The sequence below is a fragment of the Metabacillus fastidiosus NBRC 101226 genome (assembly GCF_001591625.1).
Classification (GTDB): domain Bacteria; phylum Bacillota; class Bacilli; order Bacillales; family Bacillaceae; genus Metabacillus; species Metabacillus fastidiosus.
On record NZ_BCVG01000011.1, the window covers coordinates 25,798 to 47,454 of the forward strand.

At 36.2% G+C, this 21,657-nt stretch carries 20 protein-coding genes, 1 tRNA gene and 1 other annotated feature (1 of these 22 only partly in view); of the genes, 1 reads left to right on the plus strand and 20 read right to left on the minus strand.

All coding sequences use genetic code 11. The annotated features are described in order from the left end of the window. Nucleotides 1–202 (minus strand) — a binding site (T-box leader); it reaches 53 nt to the left of the window's first position. Between the two features lie 1,148 nt (nt 203–1,350). From BFA01S_RS04940 to BFA01S_RS04990, 11 genes are all read right to left on the minus strand, one after another. Further along, nucleotides 1,351–1,424 (minus strand) — tRNA-Arg (locus tag BFA01S_RS04940). 121 nt (nt 1,425–1,545) lie between these two features. After that, a complete protein-coding gene (locus tag BFA01S_RS04945) occupies nt 1,546–2,064 on the minus strand; it encodes a metallophosphoesterase family protein (RefSeq protein WP_066226491.1) in 519 nt (172 codons plus the stop codon). A 13-nt stretch (nt 2,065–2,077) separates the two neighbouring features. Next, nucleotides 2,078–2,665 (minus strand): XTP/dITP diphosphatase, encoded by a 588-nt coding sequence (locus BFA01S_RS04950; protein ID WP_066226494.1) that lies wholly within the window; start codon nt 2,663–2,665, stop codon nt 2,078–2,080. After that, nucleotides 2,662–3,429, minus strand: a complete 768-nt coding sequence (gene rph / locus BFA01S_RS04955) for a ribonuclease PH (protein WP_066226496.1) — start codon at nt 3,427–3,429, stop codon at nt 2,662–2,664. Before rph ends, BFA01S_RS04950 begins: the two co-directional genes overlap by 4 nt. Nucleotides 3,430–3,524: 95 nt before the next feature. Beyond that, the gene (locus BFA01S_RS04960) at nt 3,525–4,613 is read right to left on the minus strand and encodes a GerMN domain-containing protein (RefSeq protein WP_066226498.1); all 1,089 of its coding nucleotides are present in this window, start codon (nt 4,611–4,613) and stop codon (nt 3,525–3,527) included. Between the two features lie 133 nt (nt 4,614–4,746). Continuing rightward, nucleotides 4,747–5,577 (minus strand): glutamate racemase, encoded by an 831-nt coding sequence (gene racE, locus BFA01S_RS04965; protein ID WP_066226500.1) that lies wholly within the window; start codon nt 5,575–5,577, stop codon nt 4,747–4,749. A 377-nt stretch (nt 5,578–5,954) separates the two neighbouring features. After that, on the minus strand, nt 5,955–6,473 hold the full coding sequence (locus tag BFA01S_RS04970; protein ID WP_066226502.1) for an STM3941 family protein: 519 nt from the start codon (nt 6,471–6,473) through the stop codon (nt 5,955–5,957). Between the two features lie 168 nt (nt 6,474–6,641). Then, nucleotides 6,642–6,866 carry a spore germination transcription factor GerE gene (gene gerE / locus BFA01S_RS04975; protein WP_066226504.1) on the minus strand — a complete coding sequence of 75 codons (225 nt, stop codon included), beginning with the start codon at nt 6,864–6,866 and terminating at the stop codon, nt 6,642–6,644. Between the two features lie 310 nt (nt 6,867–7,176). Continuing rightward, nucleotides 7,177–7,938, minus strand: a complete 762-nt coding sequence (gene sdhB, locus BFA01S_RS04980; RefSeq protein ID WP_066226508.1) for a succinate dehydrogenase iron-sulfur subunit — start codon at nt 7,936–7,938, stop codon at nt 7,177–7,179. Continuing rightward, on the minus strand, nt 7,935–9,701 hold the full coding sequence (sdhA, locus tag BFA01S_RS04985) for a succinate dehydrogenase flavoprotein subunit (protein ID WP_066226509.1): 1,767 nt from the start codon (nt 9,699–9,701) through the stop codon (nt 7,935–7,937). The genes sdhB and sdhA overlap by 4 nt, the downstream gene beginning before the upstream one ends. Before the next feature lie 37 nt (nt 9,702–9,738). Continuing rightward, a complete protein-coding gene (locus BFA01S_RS04990) occupies nt 9,739–10,347 on the minus strand; it encodes a succinate dehydrogenase cytochrome b558 subunit (protein WP_066226511.1) in 609 nt (202 codons plus the stop codon). A 244-nt stretch (nt 10,348–10,591) separates the two neighbouring features. On the opposite strand from BFA01S_RS04990, the gene BFA01S_RS04995 reads away from it, so the two are divergent. Then, a complete protein-coding gene (locus BFA01S_RS04995) occupies nt 10,592–11,044 on the plus strand; it encodes a YslB family protein (RefSeq protein ID WP_066226513.1) in 453 nt (150 codons plus the stop codon). 219 nt (nt 11,045–11,263) lie between these two features. Here the strand turns inward: BFA01S_RS04995 and uvrC are convergent, their stop codons facing one another. From uvrC to BFA01S_RS05040, 9 genes are all read right to left on the minus strand, one after another. After that, nucleotides 11,264–13,054, minus strand: coding sequence for an excinuclease ABC subunit UvrC (gene uvrC / locus BFA01S_RS05000; RefSeq protein WP_066226515.1), 1,791 nt, complete (start codon nt 13,052–13,054; stop codon nt 11,264–11,266). A gap of 108 nt (nt 13,055–13,162) precedes the next feature. Beyond that, nucleotides 13,163–13,477, minus strand: a complete 315-nt coding sequence (gene trxA, locus BFA01S_RS05005; protein WP_066226520.1) for a thioredoxin — start codon at nt 13,475–13,477, stop codon at nt 13,163–13,165. A gap of 119 nt (nt 13,478–13,596) precedes the next feature. Continuing rightward, a complete protein-coding gene (locus BFA01S_RS05010) occupies nt 13,597–14,574 on the minus strand; it encodes an electron transfer flavoprotein subunit alpha/FixB family protein (RefSeq protein ID WP_066226522.1) in 978 nt (325 codons plus the stop codon). Nucleotides 14,575–14,605: 31 nt separating this feature from the next. After that, nucleotides 14,606–15,379, minus strand: coding sequence for an electron transfer flavoprotein subunit beta/FixA family protein (locus BFA01S_RS05015; RefSeq protein ID WP_066226524.1), 774 nt, complete (start codon nt 15,377–15,379; stop codon nt 14,606–14,608). A 34-nt stretch (nt 15,380–15,413) separates the two neighbouring features. Then, on the minus strand, nt 15,414–16,187 hold the full coding sequence (locus BFA01S_RS05020) for an enoyl-CoA hydratase (protein ID WP_066226526.1): 774 nt from the start codon (nt 16,185–16,187) through the stop codon (nt 15,414–15,416). A gap of 12 nt (nt 16,188–16,199) precedes the next feature. After that, on the minus strand, nt 16,200–16,799 hold the full coding sequence (gene fadR / locus BFA01S_RS05025; RefSeq protein WP_066226528.1) for a fatty acid metabolism transcriptional regulator FadR: 600 nt from the start codon (nt 16,797–16,799) through the stop codon (nt 16,200–16,202). A 103-nt stretch (nt 16,800–16,902) separates the two neighbouring features. Beyond that, entirely contained in the window at nt 16,903–18,591 is a 1,689-nt protein-coding gene (locus BFA01S_RS05030; protein WP_066226530.1) for an AMP-binding protein, read from the minus strand. A gap of 267 nt (nt 18,592–18,858) precedes the next feature. Beyond that, nucleotides 18,859–19,263: a DUF350 domain-containing protein gene (locus tag BFA01S_RS05035; protein WP_066226532.1), complete on the minus strand. Its 405-nt coding sequence runs from the start codon at nt 19,261–19,263 to the stop codon at nt 18,859–18,861. A 16-nt stretch (nt 19,264–19,279) separates the two neighbouring features. Continuing rightward, nucleotides 19,280–21,640, minus strand: a complete 2,361-nt coding sequence (locus BFA01S_RS05040; RefSeq protein ID WP_066226534.1) for an endonuclease MutS2 — start codon at nt 21,638–21,640, stop codon at nt 19,280–19,282. Nucleotides 21,641–21,657 lie beyond the last annotated feature (17 nt).

Genomic DNA, 21,657 nt, shown 5'->3' on the forward strand with positions numbered 1-21,657 from the left:
ATCAATTTGACCACCTCACGAACAGACCACTCTGTTCACTTTAATAACGAGTACCGAAGAATGGGACCCGATTAACCTTACTATTAATTCAGGTTAATACTCAGAGGGGAGTTCATATATGGGAGCAACATCGGTTTCCAGCGTACACCGACTCTCTGCAGATGCCTATCCAAACATTACTTGTCCTCTTCAACGTTTTTTAGCTTATTAACATTTTTTAACTTATTTTAAAGTCTGTAGACTATATCGCTTAAACTACTAAAAATTCACTTTATTGTGTAAAACAAAGTATTTAATAACTTCTGATTTATGAAGTTGTTTTTACTGAACAACTGTTGTTCAGGTTATCTTTGTTTGAGCTTATATTACGCCTCTTTACTACCTTATGTCAACAGTATTTTTATGAATTATTAGATAATTTAAACAATGAATTATCATGTATCCGCTTACATTATTGGTACGATTGGAAAATAGGAAATAATATTTTTTTGAAATATTATTAAATAAAAAACTGGAATTATAAAAAATGTTTAATTTTACTAAAAAATCTAATGAGAAATATAAGGAAAAATCAGTTTTAACTGCTTTAAAGCAGTAAATTATATTTAACGCTTATTATTATAAACTAACTCTTTTTATTTGATACAAAGTTTCTGTGGAATAATTTAAATGACAAGTAATGAAGAAAAAATAAGAAGCAAAAGATATTCATATATGATGCTTTTAATTTTATATCCTTGCTGTAAAGTCAGCCCAGCTAATTAATACTTTATTATACATTGGCAAATCTTTAAAGTTTACTATTAAAGCAGACTGGGTTTAAAAACTTCCTGTTACAAATACTTAGCTCAAATACCTTTAATCTATCCTGCAGCTTATCAATTAATCAAAATCACCTATCTCTGCTTCATTTTACCTATCCAGCCAATTAGTGCAATATGTATCTAAAACATAATACACGCTCTCCCTTTCTGCATGACATATCCCAAATATGAAATATGGCATTTAATACTTTTCCTCCTTTACTTTTCTATAAATACAGTCTAAAATACCTATTAACTATCTAATTTTTAACATAATTGGTTATTAAAGAACTATATTCTTAAAGTATTGGAGATTCTATGGAGAAACTGGACATGTTAAGAGAATCACTCTCAGAACAAGATTGGCATGAATTAGTTTGGATTACTTTAAGTACTGGGATGACATTAGAAGAAATAAATGAATTCTTCGCCAAACCATTTGGGACCTAGCAGGTCTTTTTTTATTATAGAGGAAACAGTTCTCTATTTTTAATCAATGGTATAATAAAAAAAAACATTCATCAAATTGATGAATGTTTTTTATTAGCGTCCCAGGAGAGATTCGAACTCCCGACCGTACGCTTAGAAGGCGTATGCTCTATCCGGCTGAGCTACTGGGACAAACAGTTAATTTAATTATAATCACTTAAGTATCAGCGACAATTATTATTATATTCAGTTGAAGTTTAAATGTCAATAAAGTTTTTAATTTTTTTTCAAAAGATGGAGAGGAGTATCCTCCTCATCCATCTTTTAATATAAATTCAGCCGTTAGTCCTTTTATTATATCTCCATTCACTTCATAAAAATGAACAGTTGCCGTTGAATTTTCTAATTCGAGTATAACATATGTTTTCTCTTTTCGCATTCTAGGCATACGGATACTGCCGGGATTAATAAATAAAATATCATTAGCCATCTCCGCACCTGCGATATGGGAATGCCCGAAACAAACAATATCACAATTACATTCTAGCGCTCTGTACGTTACATTCATTAATGTACTTTTCACATTGTGTAAATGTCCATGTGTTATGTAGAAACGGCAGCCATCGATTTCTTTTATTACTTCATTTGGCAATTCTTCATCATCATCGCAATTTCCTTTAACAACATCCATACCGGACAGGATTTGATCTGCTGCCTTTAATTCAGAATCACCGCAATGGATCATATAATCAACTTCTTGTTGATGACGTAGTTTAATTTCTTCTACCTCGTCTATTAATCCGTGGCTGTCACTCATTATTAATATTTTCATCAAATACCACGCCCTATGAATTCAAAATGCTTTCTAATTTTTTCGTTGCGTTGGCACGGTGGCTAATTTTATTTTTTTGTTCTGGTGACAGCTGTGCCATTGTCACATCTAAATCTTTTACGACAAAAATCGGATCGTACCCGAAGCCGCTAGTTCCTATCATCTCATCGGCAATATAGCCTTCACATGTACCTTCCACCGTAATTGTTTCTCTTGCCGGTCCTGCAATAGCTAATGCACATATGAATCTTGCCGCCCGTTCGTCTTTTGGTACATTTGCTAATTCATTAAGAACTTTATTTATATTTGCAAGATCATTTTTTTCCAGTCCCGCATAACGTGCCGAAAAAATGCCTGGAGCACCATTTAAATAGTCGATCACTAAGCCTGAATCATCTGCAATTGTTAATTTTCCATATTGCTTAGCAATTGCCTCTGCTTTTAAAATAGCATTCTCTATAAAAGTTTGACCTGTTTCTTCTACATCTTCTCCATCTGAAAAATCCAATAAACAATGAACATTATATCCAAGCGGCTTTAATATATGCTGGAATTCCTTAGCCTTCCCACTGTTTTTTGTTGCAATAATAATGTCTGTCATTTCGAATCTTCCTGCTTATTTATATTCTCTAATACATGAACAGCTAAATCTCCAAGTACTTCTTTTTGATGCCCGATTAGTGAAGAAATACCTTTTTCCGCTAAATCTAACATTTGATTAAGCTCAGCACGTGAAAAAGTTGCTTCTTCTCCCGTTCCTTGTACTTCTACTAATTTTCCAGTCGATGTCATAATAACATTCATGTCTACTTGTGCACTTGAATCTTCTATGTAATTTAAATCGAGAATTTCGCCAAGCTCTGCATCAATTCCAACAGATGTAGCTGCTAGGAAATCTGTTATCGGAAGTTCTTTTATTTTTCCTTTTTCAACAAGCTTTCCAACAGCAATTACCATTGCAACGAACGCACCAGTAATGGAAGCTGTCCGTGTACCTCCATCAGCTTGGATAACATCACAATCGATCCAAATCGTTCTCTCACCTAATTTTTGCAGATCGACTACAGCCCGGAGTGCACGACCAATAAGTCTTTGAATCTCCATTGTTCTTCCAGTTATTTTCCCTTTAGCCGATTCACGAATTGTTCTTTGCTCTGTAGCTCTTGGAAGCATAGAATATTCTGCCGTAATCCAGCCGCGTCCTTCTCCTCTCATAAATGGAGGAACTCTCTCTTCTATACTCGCATTACAAATAACTTTTGTATTCCCTACAGTTATTAATACAGAACCTTCTGGATGGATTGTAAAATCTGTTACAATGTCAACATTACGCAATTGATCCAATTTACGGCCGTCATTTCTCATCTATTCCACTCCTATTTCGTCTTCTAAACATAAAGAAGAGGTGTCATTTAGAACACCTCTTTTCTTCTCCTATATATTATATCAAATAGTCATAATTAAAAACTACCTGTGTTCACATTCTGTGGTCTTGTTACTGGTTTATCAAGTTTTTTACCGTCTTCCTTCACAAGATCAGCCTTACCATTCACCGTAATATTAACACTCTCAACCCCTTCTTGCTCCGTTAAAGTAAGAACGATCGATTTTAATACATTGGACGAAATCATTTTCTTCTCCTCGTCATGGCTGCCATAAATTGATTCATTAAAATCAAGTGTTACTTTACCGTCTTCATACTTAGGTGCTCCTAAAAGCTTTACTCCATTTTGAAAGTCACTTAATAATCCTGTTGATTCAGGACCTTTTATCAATTCATCAACAGCAGCGACAATCGGATCATTTTGCTCATTGCTTATTCTCTTTGTTACCGGTACATGATAAGCCTTCCCACCAGTTTCAGCTAAATAATAAACTGTTAAAGGCTGTGTATTTGTAATATCCACTACATCTGACGTGTCATAATTAATTCCGTCCATTCGGCTTATTCCATCCTGAATAGGAGTTCCATCTACAGGCATTTCTTTTTGTTCATGCCCATTCACCCATATTTTGACCTTTTTCACGGAATCAAACTGAGTTAATGTCCATGTAATAGATTGCAGTATTCTTTCTTCGTCCTCTTTTTTATAATCTTTAAATTCAGGTGAAAAGTCAGCAATTGCAGTACCGTCATCTTTAATATTTACTCCTAAAACTTGTGTATCTGCAGGTAAAACCGCCCTAAAGCCATTTGGTAGTATATTCGTTACCGGACCGCCAACTACTAAATATTCAAGTGATTCTTTTGCAATACTTTCTGTTTTTGGCAAATCAACCGCATACGGAACAACGAGACCATTCTCATCAATTAAATAAAGCTCGCTTTTAACCGTCTCTACCGCTTTCTCATCATTCACTTTTTTATCACTTACTTCTTTCACTTCACCCTCTGCTAATTTATCGATATTTTCATCGGTATATGTGACATTTTGTGGTGGATCAATTTCCTTTGTCGCTTCCTCTCCTCCAAATAAACCACAACCTGAAAGCAACATCGCTGAGGCGATTACAGTAACTGCAACCATTTTTGTATGTTTTCTAAACATTCATAATCCCTCCAAAGGCAGTTTGTACTAGTATGTATACGGGCTGTTTTTAAAATTTATACCGATAATTTTCGGACAATATATTGACAGCAAAATAAAAAAGACTGTCTATTTTGCAGACAGTCCTAATCGCTTATATATTTTTATTACCATTAACTAATTCATTTAACGTAATCTTTCTTACACTTTCAATCGGCTTTTCAAACCATTTTGATGCTATTTCTTGGAAAAGCTCTTTAGAACCAGTTGTTAAAAATAAATGCTGTTTCTTTTCATCGGAAAGATTTAATCCATTCTTATATGATAAGATCGTACTTACTTCACGAGCTGTTTCATCACCGGAACTAATAATTTTAACAGACTGACCAAGAACTGACTCAATCGTATTTTTTAACATAGGGTAATGTGTACAACCTAAAATTAAAGTGTCCATTTTACTTTTTCTAAAAGGATTCAAAGATTCTTCCACAATTTTCTCTGCTTCTATTTCCTCGTATTCTCCACTTTCAACGAGAGGCACAAATTTGGGGCATGCTAAGCTTTCCACCGTTAATCGGTCATTAAGCAGTTTTAAAGCCTCTTCATATGCACGGCTTTCAATCGTATTCTCTGTTCCAATTACACCAACATGCTCATTTTTTGTAATCTTAATAGCCGTTCTGGCACCTGGAACGATAACACCGACAACTGGAATATCAATCGCTTCCTGAATCTCCTGCAAAGCAATTGCTGTCGCTGTGTTACATGCAATTACGAGCATTTTTATATGATGATTCTTAAGCAAATAATCCGTAAGCTCCCATGTGAACTTACGTACTTCTTCTATCGGTCTCGGTCCATACGGACATCTAGCTGTATCACCTAAATAAATAATTTCCTCTTTTGGTAACTGTCTTATAATTTCTTTTGCAACGGTTAAACCGCCGACACCAGAATCAATAACACCAATAGGTCTCTTATTCAAAAAATCGCCTCATTCATCACAATACATAGTAACATTCTTTATCCCAGACTTAACGAGCAATAAGACTCTCACTTCTATTTTCTAAGAATTCGAGGAAAATAAGTGGAAAATCAACTGCCCGTAAAGGTCCGGACAAGGGAACACATACTAAATTCGCCTCGTCACGTGAGCAACGTATGTGTGACCCGCATCCTGCTGGCCTCAACTCATCATCAGTGGAAGATGAAAAAAATCTCCCCCTCACTGATGAAAGTTTCACTTTATAGATTTCTTTTCATATTCTCTATCTTTTTAATAAAAAATGCAAGCTTCATATTCATATAGTTTAGGTCAAGAAAAACTCTGAATAAAGAAAACCCAGAGCTTCCCTCTTTCCATTATTTATTTTTCTCCATTGCTCCTTGCCAACGATTATTAATTACTTCAACGAGCTCATCAATGGGACAATCAAGATTTTTAACCGCTATGTTTACCTGAGTATTTAAAAGACCTTTATTCATTCTATTAAAAATCCTTTTCATTCCGCTCATACGATTAATAATAAGATCATGGTCATAAGTAGCAATTCCAAGAAATAATTGCCCTGACATTTCAAAAAAATCAATATTTTCGATTTCGTTCCACTTTACTAAGCCTGCACCAATATAACTGGAATTATCAGTAATACCTTCATTGGAAATAACTAAAGCAGGCTCTTTTGCAACAAGAACTTTGACATAATATATAAGGCAAAAGCCAAATATAAGTACAATCAGTATACCTAAAACCTGTGGAAAAATCATATTTTCTCCCCAAGTAAGTATGATAAGCAGCAAGCCAAGCAATAGAAACATAATGGATAAGAAACTAAGCATAATGATCTTTCTAGTTTTTAACATGATAACAAAATCATTCATAGAAAAGCTTCCTCCGATATTTTTTCAACATCATCTTATCATACTTCCATACTTTAACAAGGGCAGAAAGTCCTTCCTATTCTCCACTATCTTTAGCTCTATAAAGAGGACTCCATATGTATGAGCACAAATATAACTGGCCATCTTTAAAAAGATAGCCAGTATCTATTAGAGCTCAAGTTCGCCCATCCGAAGGAGCTCAACAACCGCTTGTGACCGCCCCTTAACACCAAGCTTTTGCATTGCATTCGAAATATGGTTTCGAACTGTCTTCTCGCTAATAAATAACTCACCAGCGATTTCCTTCGTTGTTTTATCTTGGACCAATAATTCAAATACTTCTCTCTCTCTTTTCGTGAGTAATGGTTTGGATTGAAATTCTTTATCCTTCAACTATTGAAACCCTCCTTGCTAAGGTGAGAGCTGTACTAACGGTTGGGTATATATTTAGTCAACATATTGTATGTATGCAGAGGTCTCACTGTGACAGCGTTTCAGGAAGAAATGAGCATTTAACTAATAACTTTTTTAAAAATCTAGCGGAAAATGTATTCGAACTTATAAATTATTAAATTGTGTGATTTAGAAATGAGTGGACAGAAATTTAATATGATTCTGTTTAAAACGAAAATGAAGGCTGCCAAACAGAATATTGAAACTATTAATGAAAAAACTGCCCAAACAGAGTCTGGACAGTTTTGTATTATGCTTTATCGCTGCCGAAGAAATTCCTAAATGCCTGAACGGTTGTATCACGGTTAAGCGCTGCTATGGAAGTAGTGAGCGGGATACCTTTAGGACATGATTGCACACAGTTTTGTGAGTTGCCGCAGTTTGCAAGTCCCCCTTCTCCCATAATTGCTTCTAGTCGTTCTGATTTATTCATTTCTCCTGTTGGATGCGCGTTAAACAGCCTTACTTGTGATAATGGAGCAGGTCCAATGAAATTAGATTTACTGTTTACATTTGGACAAGCTTCAAGACACACTCCACATGTCATACATTTTGATAATTCATATGCCCATTGACGCTTTCTTTCCGGCATACGCGGTCCCGGTCCAAGATCATATGTCCCATCTATTGGAATCCATGCTTTTACTTTTTTCAATGAATCAAACATACGACTTCTATCGACTTGTAAATCACGGACGACAGGGAATGTTCTCATTGGCTGCAATCTAATCGGTTGTGTTAATTTATCGACAAGTGCTGTACATGATTGCCTTGGCTGACCGTTAATGATCATGGAACATGCGCCACAAACTTCTTCCAAGCAGTTCATATCCCAGTTAACTGGTGTTGTTTCTTTTCCTTGTACATTAACTGGATTTCTTCGAATTTCCATAAGGGCAGAAATGACATTCATATTCGGGCGATATGGAATTTCAAATTTTTCTTCATAAGGGGCTGTATTAGGTGAGTCTTGACGCGTAATAATAAACGTAACTGTTTTATTGTCGCTCATTTCTTATCCCCCTCTTTTGATTTTGAATAGTCACGTTTTCTCGGCTTAATAAGCGAGACATCGACATCTTCATAATGAAATTCAGGTTTTACTTTATGTCCAGTAAATTTAGCCATCGTTGTCTTTAAAAATTGTTCATCATTACGATCAGGGAAATCCGGCTTATAATGTGCCCCGCGGCTCTCATTACGATTATAAGCTCCAATTGTAACAACCCTTGATAATTCAAGCATATTTTTTAATTGGCGTGTAAATGCTGCGGCCTGGTTACTCCATTTCGCTGTATCATTTATATTAATTTTATCGTATCTTTCCATCAGTTCCTGGATTTTTTCATCTGTTTGCAGCAGCTTGTCATTATAACGGACGACCGTCACATTATCTGTCATCCATTCACCTAGCTCTTTATGGATAACGTATGCATTTTCATTCCCGTCAAGCTTCATAATATCAGACCATTTTTCTTCTTCTTGTTTTACATAGCTATCAAATAAAGTAGAAGGTAGATCTTCAGCAGATTTTTCAAGTCCATTAATATACTTTACAGCATTTGGACCTGCAACCATACCGCCAAATATTGCCGAAAGTAAGGAGTTTGCCCCTAATCGGTTAGCGCCGTGCATAGAATAATCACATTCACCAGCTGCAAATAAGCCAGGAATGTTTGTCATTTGATCATAATCCACCCACAATCCGCCCATCGAATAATGGACAGCAGGGAAGATTTTCATCGGTACTTTACGCGGGTCATCCCCCATAAACTTCTCATAAATTTCAATAATTCCACCAAGCTTAACATCAAGCTCTTTCGGATCCTTATGTGAAAGATCAAGATAAACCATGTTTTCCCCGTTAATACCTAGTTTCAAATCAACACAGACATGGAAAATTTCACGTGTAGCAATATCCCTCGGTACGAGATTTCCGTATGCAGGATATTTCTCCTCTAAGAAGTACCATGGCTTTCCATCTTTATATGTCCATACACGTCCGCCTTCACCGCGGGCTGATTCACTCATTAAACGAAGCTTATCATCACCTGGAATTGCCGTCGGATGTATTTGAATAAATTCTCCGTTTGAATAATACACACCTTGCTGGTAAACAATAGATGCTGCAGACCCTGTATTAATAACGGAGTTTGTCGATTTACCAAAAATAATACCTGGACCGCCTGTTGCCATTATAACAGCGTCTGAAGGAAATGCTTTTATTTCCATTGATAATAAATTTTGTCCGGTAATGCCTCTGCATACCCCATTATCATCAATAATCGCACCTAGGAATTCCCATCCTTCATATTTTGTTACTAAACCGGCTACTTCATAACGACGTACCTGTTCATCTAGAGCATATAATAATTGCTGGCCTGTTGTTGCACCTGCGAAAGCCGTACGATGATGCTGTGTTCCTCCAAAACGGCGGAAATCAAGCAACCCTTCTGGAGTACGGTTAAACATAACTCCCATCCGATCTAATAAATGAATAATTGCTGGTGCTGCATCACACATTGCTTTAACAGGCGGCTGATTCGCTAAAAAATCACCGCCATAAACTGTATCATCAAAATGCTCCCAAGGAGAATCTCCTTCCCCCTTCGTATTAACAGCACCGTTAATTCCTCCCTGTGCACATACAGAGTGGGAACGTTTTACAGGGACTAGTGAAAATAAATCTACTTGAACTCCCGCTTCAGCAGCTTTAATTGTAGCCATTAAACCAGCTAATCCGCCACCGACTACAGTGATTTTATTTCTACTCATATTTCCAACTCCCTTTAAGTAAGTAGCGTTACATCGATTAAACGAATGCGAAAATGGCACGAATTCCTACAACGGAAAGAGCAATGAATATACCGATCGTTACATATGTAGAAATTAGTTGTGAACGAGGAGTGATCGTAATTCCCCAGCTGACTGCAAACGACCATAGACCATTTGCAAAGTGAAAAATAGTTGAAATGACACCGACAACATAAAAAATGAGCATGAATGGACTGCTTAAAATAGATGCCATCATATCAAAATTGACCTCTGCACCAAAAGCTGCTGCAATTCTTGTTTCCCATACATGCCATGAAATAAATATTAACGTAATGATTCCACTGATACGTTGGAGTAAAAACATCCAATTTCTAAAAAAGCTGTAATTGCTGACATTGTTCCTTGCAGTAAATGCAATGTAAATTCCGTAAATTGCATGGTATAAAAGTGGTAAAAAGATGATAACTGTTTCAAGCACAAACCTGAAAGGAAGATTTTCCATAAACTTTGCAGCCGCATTAAATGCATCAGGACCGCTAGTGGCAAAATGGTTAACAACTAGATGCTGAATCAAAAAGACTCCAACTGGAATAACTCCTAGCAATGAGTGCAGTCTGCGATTCGTAAACTCTTTGTTTCCAGTCATACAGTACATTACCTCCTAATCTAAAATGTGCTTCCACTCAAAACTTCCATTTTTAACATTTTCTCATAAAATTATTCACATCTTCATTTTACTCCCAACGGTCAGGAGCGTCAAGAAAACGCCTTCATTCTCAACTTTCCTGCGTTTTCACCTCATTCCTTTCCATTTTAGAATAAAGTTAATATTACATGTTTTTCTTCACTAAACTTGTTATATAATATTTTAGAGAAAGAGGGGAGAAAATGTGAAAAAAAATAGTTATTTTGTAGATTATGAGCAATTAAAAGATATAAATATATGTGCATTTGGATTTGAATTATTACGTGAGGCGTTATTGCCCGACCTTCTTGGGCAGGATCATACGGAGATGCTTTACTGGGCTGGGAAAAGACTTGCACGTAAATATCCTGTCGAAACAGTTGATGAACTTACTTCATTTTTTTCAGCCGCGGGATGGGGTACACTCACTCTCATACATAATAAAAAAGATGAAATGGTGTTTGAATTAAGCAGCGAACTTATTTCAAATCGATTGAAAGCATCATCTACTGATTTCTCCTTTCAATTAGAGGCCGGTTTTATTGCAGAACAGATACAGCAAATAAATAAGCAGATTACCGAATCATTTGAACAAGTGAAAAAACGGGCGAAAAAGGTTATTTTCACTGTTAAATCGGACAGTAAGGATAAAATTTAATTTAAATGGCTAACATCCATTATTATATTAAGAATATTTTTTGACATATCTACCTTATTTTCATTTTTTATTTAAATGTAAACGATAGTTTTTAAGTACCTTCCAGCAAAAGCTGAAAGGCATTTGCAAATGAACAGGAAAAATGATTAAACCACCAAAATGAAGAAATGTCGAATGTTTTTTTAAAATTATATAATGGGTTAGCCTTCCCTTTATTTTTTAGCTGAGATCCCTTTCTTGTTCTCTCAATTTCTCTAAAATTAGTTGGGCTGTATTTTTTGGTACGCCCGCTTCTTTCAACTCTTCAATACTCGCTTCCTTTATCTTTTTCACAGATCCGAAATGTTTAAGCAATAATTTTTTCCGCTTTTCACCAATACCCGGAATATCATCAAGAACGGATTGAAAAGCATTTTTCCCACGCAGTTGTCTGTGAAATGTAATCGCAAAGCGATGCACTTCATCTTGAATTCTTTGTAATAAATAAAATTCCTGACTATTTCTTTCAAGCTGCACTACTTCTGCCGCTTCTCCAAGAATAAGCTCTGATGTCCGGTGCTTCTCATTTTTCACTAAACCAGCAACCGGGATGTCTAATCCTAATTCATTTTCCAATACATCTTGGGCAGCTGAAAGATGGCCTTTACCGCCATCAATAATAATTAAGTCAGGCAGCGGCAATTGGTCTTTTAATGCTCTTGAATATCTTCTTCTAACGACCTCACGCATAGATTCATAATCATCAGGACCTTGAACTGTTTTTATTTTATATTTCCTATAATCCTTTTTCGAAGGTTTTCCATCAATAAACACAACCATCGCCGATACTGGATCAGTCCCTTGAATATTTGAGTTATCAAATGCTTCAATTCGGACTGGTGTATAAATACCAAGTTTTTCTCCAAGATTCTCCACTGCTTTTATCGTTCTTTCCTCATCTCTTTCAATGAGAGCAAACTTTTCCCTTAAAGCAATTTTTGCATTTTTATGAGCAAGAAGGACAAGATCTTTCTTCTTTCCCCTTTTTGGCTGCAATGCATGCACGTTTAAAAACTGCTCAATTATTTCATGATCGACACTATCTGGAATTAGAATTTCTTTCGGAAGAAAATGATTGTTTTTTTCATAAAACTGTCCTAAATAAGTGAGAAATTCCTCTTCTGGTGTATCATAAACCGGAAACATAGATACATCCCTTTCAATGAGTTTCCCTTGGCGTATAAAAAATACTTGGACACACATCCATCCTTTATCAAATGCATAGCCAAATACATCTCTGTCGACAGAATCATTCATCGTCATTTTCTGTTTTTCCATCGTTGCTTCAATATGGTGAATTTGGTCACGAAGCTCTTTTGCTCTTTCAAAATCTAATTGTTCAGATGCCTTAAGCATTTTTTCTACTAATTCATCTTTAATTTTTTTATAGCCGCCGTTTAGAAATTTTGCAATTTCCTCAACCATTTCCTTATTTTTTTCTTCGGTCACGTCATACACACATGGGGCCAGGCATTGTCCCATATGATAGTAAAGACAAACTCTGTCTGGTATTGTCGTACATTTGCGAAGCGGATACAGACGTTCTAATAATTTAATCGTCTCCCTCGCAGCTTGTACATTTGGATATGGTCCAAAATATTTTGCCTTATCCTTTTTTACTTGTCTCGTTGTGAGTAAACGCGGATGCCTTTCCGCCGTTATTTTTATAAAAGGATATGTTTTATCGTCCTTTAACATCACATTATATTTTGGGTCATATTTCTTTATTAAATTTAACTCTAAAATAAGTGCCTCAAGATTAGAAGATGTTACGATATATTCAAAATCTTCAATTTCATTTACTAAACGCAATGTTTTTCCATCATGTGAGCCGGTAAAATAAGAACGTACTCGATTTTTCAGTATTTTTGCCTTCCCCACATAAATAACCGTACCTTGCCGATCCTTCATTAAATAACAGCCTGACTGATCTGGAAGAAGTGCAAGCTTTTCTTTTAATTTATTATTCATCGCGAACACTCCTTTTTACCTCTTATCCTACCATTTTAACAGTGTATTTCCTAGGCAATAACTACTGGAAAAATAGAAAAGGGCTGACTTGACGTCACCCCTTCTTCATTAGATATGTTTGTTTACTACTTCTGCAAGTGCTTCTTTCGGTTGGAAACCAACTGCTTTATCAACAACTTCTCCGTCTTTTAAAACAAGAAGTGTCGGGATACTCATAACACCGTATTTTCCTGCAGTTTCTTGGTTTTCATCCACATCTACTTTCACAATTTTCGCTTTTCCAGCTAATTCTTGATCAAGCTCTTCTAAAACAGGCGCAATCATTTTACAAGGTCCGCACCAAGGTGCCCAGAAATCAACTAGGACTACTCCTTCGTTTGTTTCTGTAGAAAAGTTTTGATCTGTTGCGTTTACAATTGCCATTATTATTCCTCCTTTAATTAGTTAAAAAATATGTTTAAAGTATAGCACCTGGTTTAAAAAGTAGCTAATAAAATGCATTGTTTCCTTTTTATTTTCCCCTTATTTTTAAATGAAAAACATTATTTTTTCTGAATAATCTCTCTGAGTTCCTTCGTAAGTATTGGAACGACTTCGAATAAATCACCAACAATTCCATAGTCAGCGATTTTAAAAATATTAGCATCAGGATCCTTATTAATTGCGATAATTACTTTTGAGTTCGACATCCCTGCTACATGCTGAATTGCTCCTGATATGCCGCAAGCAATGTATAAATCCGGTGTCACCACTTTCCCAGTTTGACCAATTTGCAAGGAATAGTCACAATAATCAGCATCACAGGCGCCACGTGAAGCACCGACTGCTCCACCCAGTACATCAGCAAGCTCCTGCAGCGGTTTGAAGCCTTGTTCACTTTTTACACCGCGTCCACCCGCTACAACAACTTTTGCTTCTGAAAGATCGACTCCTTTTGAAGCTTTTTGGAGTACCTCTTTTACAATTGTCCTTATATCTTTTATGTCCACTTGCAAGGCAGATACTTCCCCTTTTCTTGATTCATCCATTTCAAGCGGAGCAATATTATTCGGCCGTACAGTAACAAATATGGGACCATCGGTTACTATTTTTTTCTCAAATGCTTTTCCAGAGTAAATTGGCCGTGTAAAAATGACATTATCATCAGCTGTTTCAAGCGCAGTTATATCTGAAATTAAACCTGATTGAATACGGGCAGCAATTTTCGGTGCTAAATCTTTCCCTAAAGCGGTATGGCCAAATACGACTCCTTCTGGATCTTCTTTTTCAATTACCGCGAGCAAGGCTTGTGAATAACCGTCTGATGTATAATTTTTCAAATGTATATGTTCAACTTTAATAATACGGTCTGCCCCGTACTGGACTAATTTATCTATATAGGAAGAAACGTCCTCTCCTATTAAAACCGCGATTACTTCACCTCCTGCAGCAATCGTTTTTCCAGCTGCAAGTGCTTCGAATGATACATTTCGTAAAGAGCCGTCACGCACTTCTCCTAAAACAATTACTTTTCTCATTATTGTATCCTCCCTCTCCTTTTGTATTTAGGCTTCAAATAATCTTTGCTTCATTACGCAAAAGTGAGACAAGTTCTGCTACCTGGTCTTTGAGCTCTCCTTGCAAAACCTTGCCAGCTTCCTTTTTCGGAGGTAAAAAAATTTCAATTGTTTTTGTTTTCGGAGCGACTTCTTCTTCTTCAAGTTCTAAGTCATCAAGCTCTAATTGTTCAAGCGGTTTTTTCTTTGCTTTCATAATACCTGGGAGTGATGGATAACGGGGCTCATTCAATCCTTGCTGTGCAGTTACAAGAAGAGGTAATGTCGTTTCAATTATTTCTGAATCACCTTCCACGTCACGGGTAACTAATGCTTTCCCTTCTTTTATTTGAAACTCTGTAATCGTCGTTACATATGGAATATTTAATAGCTCAGCGAGTCTCGGACCGACTTGGCCTGAACCACCGTCAATCGCCATATTACCCCCAATAATTAAATCGATCTCTTTCTCTTTTAAATATTGGGCTAAAATATGTGAAATTGTAAATTCGTCACCATCTTCTACGTCATCCTCTATATCAATAAGAACTGCTTTATCGCATCCCATCGCCAATGCCGTACGAAGCTCTTTCACCGCTTCCTGCGAGCCTGCTGTTATAACTGTTACTTCTCCATTATTTTGATCCTTCAGCTGAATTGCTTCTTCAATGGCATATTCATCATATGGATTAATAATAAATTCAGCGTCGTCTTCACTTATTTTTCCGTTCTCAATAATAATTTTTTCTTCTGTATGAAACGTTCTTTTCAATATGACATAAATATTCATATCCATTCCCCCAATATTTAATTATGGTGAATATTTATTTTCCTTTAAAAACCGGTGTTCTTTTTTCTAGAAAAGCGCTAATTCCTTCCTTTGCATCAGCACTTTCAAATACTTCACCAAATAATATTGCTTCTCTTTCCATACGCTCATAATAATTCAGCACTTTATATCCATTTAATAGAGAAATAACGGCTTTAACAGAAATCGGACTCTTTTCTGCACATTTTCTTGCTATTATTAACACTTCTTCAAACATTGTTTCATCTGGAAAAGCATGGTTGGCAAGTCCTAATTGAACTGCATCTGTTCCTCTTATCGTCGCACTTGTAAGCAATAGTTCAAGTGCCTGAGACTTGCCAATATAAAGAGGCAGTCTCTCTGTTCCAAAAAAACCTGGAATAAGACCTAATTGTAATTCCGGGAGACCAAGCTTTGCATCTTCCGTCACAATTCTCATATGGCAGGCTAGTGCTAATTCCAACCCGCCGCCTAAAGCCGCCCCGTGAATTGCCGCTATAACTGGTTTAGGAAATAATTCAATCCTCTCAAAAAGCTGTTGGCCATCTTTTGATAAACTTGAAAATTCCGTTCCATTTTGAACATGGACAAATTCTTTTATATCAGCACCTGCTGAGAAAAATCTCCCTTCTCCATGTAAAACAATAACTCTTACATGATCATCTGTTTCAAATTGGTCAAACAAGATGGATAATTCTTTCAAGACGACGGATGATAGAGCATTAGCCGGCGGATGTTTTATTGTTACAATTGCAATAAAATTTTCCTTTCGCAAATTAAAATATTTCATTTTCTCCCTCCCCTATGTTTCAAATAATCTTTTCCTAAATCCCCAAATAAGCAGTTCATGAACTTCCTTCGCCAGCTCGATTAAATTGTATTTCTGTTCATTCATCACCCATGTTGTGACTGTTTCATCAATTGTTCCGAAAATCATTTGCCTTGCCAGCCTCGAATTAAGTTTTCTATCAAATTCGCCAGCCTGCTTGCCAAAGCTAATAATATCGTCAACAATATCTAAATAACGTTTCAGTATTTCATTAATTCGATATCTTAATTGTTTACTGGACTGTCTTAATTCAAGCTGTGTAACGATAGCAAGCTTATTATTAGCTGCCAGCAGTGTAAAATGTTTTTCAATCAACATGAGTAACTTCTCACTTGCTGTCTGCTTACTCGGAATTTCTTTTTCCATCTCCCTAATGAAAGAACCCATTTTTTCCCGGAATAATGAGACAAGGATATCTTCTTTATTTTTAAAATATAAGTAAATGGTTCCATCCGCGACACGGGCCTGCTTCGCTATTTTCGATACTTGTGCTTGATGATATCCATTTTCTGCAATGACGATTATTGCTGCATCAATTATTTGCTTGTATTTAGGCCTATTATTCTGCTTCACTATTTCCTACTTCCTTTCAAATAATGAATGAACATTCATTCATTATGAAATGATGAAGAAAGGGGACAGTTCATTATATGAACGTCCCCGCTTTTAAACAACTTCATTTTTTATTTTTCAACTTCTCTTTCTCTTCTTCAATTAAAGCCCTTCTTAAAACCTTCCCAATAGCCGTCTTCGGGAGTTCCTTTCTAAACTCATATACTTTCGGCACTTTAAATGCTGCTAAATGTTTACGGGCAAATGTATCTAATTCTTCTATTGTCGCTTCCTCTCCATCTTTTAAAACAATATATACCTTCACTGTCTCTCCTCTGTATTGATCAGGAATACCTGCAGCGACGACTTCCTTTACTTTTTCATGCTCATAAAAAACTTCTTCAATTTCTCTTGGATAAATATTGTATCCTCCTGCTAAAATCATATCTTTTTTACGGTCAATAATATAAAAATAACCTTCTTCGTCCATATAACCGATATCCCCTGTATATAACCAATTGTCTTTTAGCACATTACTCGTTTCTTCTTGCTTATTCCAATAGCCCTTCATTATTTGCGGACCTTTCACAATTATTTCTCCTATCTCATTCGGTTTAGCAAGTTCATTTGTCTCTATTGAAAGAATCGCAGCATCTGTATTCGGCCATGGAACTCCAATACTTCCTTTTTTGCGTTTACCCCAAAGGAAATTTGCATGGGTAACTGGGGAAGCTTCGGACAAACCATATCCTTCTACAACTTTTCCACCTGTTGCCTCTTCAAATTTCTCCTGCACTTCCACTGGTAAAGATGCAGATCCGCTAATACAGCATTTAATAGAGGAAAGATCATATGATTTCAAATCCGGATGATTTAAAAGTGCAATATAAATAGTTGGAGCACCGGGAAAAATCGTCGGTTTCTGCTTATGAATCGTTTTAAGTGTCTCTGCTGCATCAAACTTCGGTAAAAGAATCATTTTAAATCCCTGTATAACAGCAAGATTCATAACAGTCGTCATTCCGTATACATGAAAAAAAGGTAAAATACCGAGAATTGCTTCTGTTCCCCTCTGACATTTATACATCCATTTTGAACACATGACCGTATTTGCAACGAGATTATAATGGGTTAGCATGACTCCTTTTGGAAATCCAGTCGTTCCGCCGGTATATTGGAGAATAGCTATATCTTCTTTAGAATCAATATCTATTTCTACTATCTCGGCCTTCGATCTTTTTAAAACTTCATTAAAGAGATGTGTCCCATCTTTATGCTCCACTTTAACAACAACCTGTTTTTGCTTTTTTTGTACGAACGGATAGAGAAGATTTTTAGGAAACGGTAAAAAGTCCTTTATACCTGTTACAATAATATGCTTTAAATTTGTTAACGTTTTCATTTTAGAAACCCGAGGGTATAACAGGTCGAGTGTAATAATATAAGTAGACCTGCTGTCTTTGAGCTGATACTCTAATTCTCTTTCCATATACAAAGGATTTGTCTGGACTACAATGCCGCCTGCGAATAAGACACCGAAATAAGCAATCACTGCCTGAGGACAATTGGGAAGCATAATAGCAACACGTTCCCCTTTTTTCAGTCCTAAACTTTGCAAATAATTCGCGACTTTTAAAGAATATTCATGCAGCTTCGAATATGTCAGTTCCTTGCCTAGAAAATGAATAGCGGTATGGGATGAAAATTGTGAGGCAGCAGCTGCTAAATAGGAGTGGAGTGGTTTATCATCAAAATTGAGCTGCGGGTTGATTTCTTCCGGATAATGATGTAACCAAGGCTTTTCAATCTCCATCTATTCTCCCCCTTACTACAAAAATCCAATTTATTATAAAAAGGCCTGATATTTATATTAGCAATAGAAATTTCTTCTATATACTAATATGAACATCAAGCCTTTATCATGCTTTGTTTACGAAATGAGTAACCGCCTTGAAGGATTATTTATCCTTCAGCTAATCATGTTTATTTAAAAAAACATTAAATAAACAATTCCTATTACAATGAACAGACCACAAAAGCCAAATAATACTTTAGCTAAAGTTTCCACCTGATTCTCCCCTTATATCCCTGCTCCTATTACATATGACAAACCTATTGAAATAACCATTGAAATAAAACCGACAGCACGATTATCCTGTTCAATTTCTACATCTATTTTAAATTTCGGTGTCATAAATTCAAAAATAAAATAACCTAATAATAATAGAATGAAACCAAATAATCCCCAGCCGATCATTTGCAGCAAGCTGTCATGCTGACTAATAGAAAACCTGAAAATATTTGCGATTCCGAAAATTTTGCCGCCCGTTGCCATCGCAACAGCCATGTTCCCCTTTTTAATTTCTTCCCAATTTTTATATTTTGTTACGAGTTCGAAAATAGCTAAAAAAACGATAATACAGAGGACGACAACACTATAATATGCAGCTGTTTCAATCAGTTCATTTTCCCAGAAATGATCCATACTTAAGCTCCCCATTTTACTTTAATTCCACTACTGTTACACCTGAACCGCCTTCTGATGCCTCACCAAACCTTGTATTTTTTACACTGCGATGATTTTTTAACAGCTCTGTTACACCTTGTCTTAATGCACCTGTCCCTTTTCCATGGATAATAGAAACTCTAGGGTAACCAGCTAAAACAGCATCATCTAAATATTTCTCTACTCGAAGAAGAGCATTTTCATAACGTTCACCGCGAAGATCCAGTTCTAATGAAACATGATAGTCTCTCCCTTTAACAGCCGTAAGGGCCTTCTTTTGTTCCACTTGTTTCGGTCTGCTTACATATTCTAAATCTTTCTCTTTTACTTTCATTTTCATAATTCCGATTTGAACTTGCCATTCTTTATCACTCGTTTTTTCGATTAAATGGCCTTTCTGATCGAATGTTAATACTTTTACTTCATCACCTGGTAAGAATTCTTGTTTCTTCTGTTCCTTTTTCACCGCTTTTTTGCTTTTTTCAAAAGCCGGAACAGCACCCTCTAATTTTTTTCTTGCTTCAATTAATTCATGCTCTTTAATATTTGCACGCTGTTCGATCCGCATCTTTCTTAAATCGCGAATAATCTCTTCTGCTTCTTTTTTAGCCTCTTCCACTTTGTCAGCAGCTGTCTTTTCAGCATCTTCATACATTTTATCACGCATGCTGTTAAATTCGATAATCTGATTTTGCAATTCATGGTGCAATGATTCTGCTTCCTTACGAATACTCTCTGCTTCTTCCCTTTCACGCTCTGCGCGCTTCTGGCTTTGTTCAAGTGAAGCAATCATCGAATCAACTTCATTACTGTCAGCACTCATAAGTGATCTTGCATTGTTAATTACTCTTTCATTAAGCCCTAAACGCTTGGAAATTTCAAATGCATTACTTCTCCCAGGAACACCAATTAATAATTTATACGTCGGACTTAATGTTTTAATATCAAATTCAACGCTCGCATTTATAACACCTTCACGATTATAACCATATGCTTTTAATTCCGGATAATGTGTCGTCGCAACAACCCTTGCTCCCCGATTATATACTTCATCAAGAATCGATATCGCAAGTGCCGCTCCTTCCTGCGGGTCTGTACCGGCACCTAATTCATCAAAAAGAACAAGACTGTTAGCATCAATCCGATTCAAAATATCAACGATGTTTACCATATGAGATGAGAACGTACTTAAACTTTGCTCAATTGATTGCTCATCACCAATATCAGCATGAACTGCTGTAAACACTGCCATTTCTGAACCTTCTAGAGCAGGAATTTGCAGTCCTGATTGTGCCATTAACGTAAAAAGACCAAGCGTTTTTAACGCAACTGTCTTTCCTCCTGTATTCGGACCTGTAATAAGAATCGTTGTAAAATCAATGCCAAGCTCAATATCATTTGCAACGACTTTATCCACAGGTAATAAAGGATGTCTTCCTTTAAAAATCCGAATAACTCTTTCATTATTTATAAGAGGTTTTGTCCCATTAATTTCTTTTGCATATCTTGCTTTTGCAAACATAAAATCCATCTCTGCTAATATTGAAAGATTCGCCAGCACTTCTTCACTGTAAATGGCAACTTCCTCTGAGAGCATTTTTAAGATTCGCTCAATTTCTGCTTTTTCTTTCGCTCTTACTTGCTGCAGCGTATTATTTAAATCAACGATTACTTGCGGTTCAATGAAAAGGGTAGCACCCGAACTTGATTGATCATGTACAATTCCGCCATAAGCACTTCTGTATTCCTGCTTAACCGGCAGAACGAAACGATCATTTCGAATCGTAATAATTGCATCTGAAAGCATCTTTGTCGCAGATGAAGAACGGATCATCGACTCTAACTTTTCTCGGACTCTTGATTCAGTCGTTCTTAACTGCTGTCTGATCGTACGAAGTGCATCACTTGCATGATCTAATACTCGTCCATTATCATCAATACACTGTGTAATTTTTTTCTCTAAATCATGTAAAATAATAATTTCTTCCGCTAATAAAGGGAAATGTGTCAGTTCAATGTCGCCTTCAACCATATCTTCAATGAACCGTTTCATATTCCGGCTTGCATATAATGTTCCAGCTATTTCAACTAATTCATTGCTTCCTAACATACCGCCGATTTTTGAACGTTTCACACTCTCTTTTACATCAACTAATCCTCCGAGCGGGGCATTTCCTCTTAAACGTAATATCTTTAAAGCTTCATCTGTTTGCTCTTGAAGAACTTGAACTGTTTCAAATTCTACCGCTGGAATTAATGTTCTTACTTTTTCCTTTCCGAGCGATGATGACGCATGTTTAATTAATTGTTCCTTCACTTTTTCAAATTCTAATACTTTTAATACTCTTCCTTGCAATATATTAAACCTCCCAG

Bases quoted from the DNA above. Each gene is read 5' to 3' on its own strand.
- sdhB (WP_066226508.1), bottom strand. From the start codon at position 7,938: ATGAGCGACAATAAAACAGTTACGTTTATTATTACGCGTCAAGACTCA.
- trxA (WP_066226520.1), bottom strand. From the start codon at position 13,477: ATGGCAATTGTAAACGCAACAGATCAAAACTTTTCTACAGAAACAAAC.
- BFA01S_RS04990 (WP_066226511.1), bottom strand. From the start codon at position 10,347: ATGACTGGAAACAAAGAGTTTACGAATCGCAGACTGCACTCATTGCTA.
- BFA01S_RS04950 (WP_066226494.1), bottom strand. From the start codon at position 2,665: ATGACAGACATTATTATTGCAACAAAAAACAGTGGGAAGGCTAAGGAA.
- BFA01S_RS04945 (WP_066226491.1), bottom strand. From the start codon at position 2,064: ATGAAAATATTAATAATGAGTGACAGCCACGGATTAATAGACGAGGTA.
- BFA01S_RS05015 (WP_066226524.1), bottom strand. From the start codon at position 15,379: ATGAATATTTATGTCATATTGAAAAGAACGTTTCATACAGAAGAAAAA.
- BFA01S_RS04970 (WP_066226502.1), bottom strand. From the start codon at position 6,473: ATGAATGATTTTGTTATCATGTTAAAAACTAGAAAGATCATTATGCTT.
- BFA01S_RS04960 (WP_066226498.1), bottom strand. From the start codon at position 4,613: ATGTTTAGAAAACATACAAAAATGGTTGCAGTTACTGTAATCGCCTCA.
- BFA01S_RS05020 (WP_066226526.1), bottom strand. From the start codon at position 16,187: ATGAAATATTTTAATTTGCGAAAGGAAAATTTTATTGCAATTGTAACA.
- rph (WP_066226496.1), bottom strand. From the start codon at position 3,429: ATGAGAAATGACGGCCGTAAATTGGATCAATTGCGTAATGTTGACATT.
- uvrC (WP_066226515.1), bottom strand. From the start codon at position 13,054: ATGAATAATAAATTAAAAGAAAAGCTTGCACTTCTTCCAGATCAGTCA.
- sdhA (WP_066226509.1), bottom strand. From the start codon at position 9,701: ATGAGTAGAAATAAAATCACTGTAGTCGGTGGCGGATTAGCTGGTTTA.
- BFA01S_RS05035 (WP_066226532.1), bottom strand. From the start codon at position 19,263: ATGGATCATTTCTGGGAAAATGAACTGATTGAAACAGCTGCATATTAT.
- BFA01S_RS05030 (WP_066226530.1), bottom strand. From the start codon at position 18,591: ATGGAGATTGAAAAGCCTTGGTTACATCATTATCCGGAAGAAATCAAC.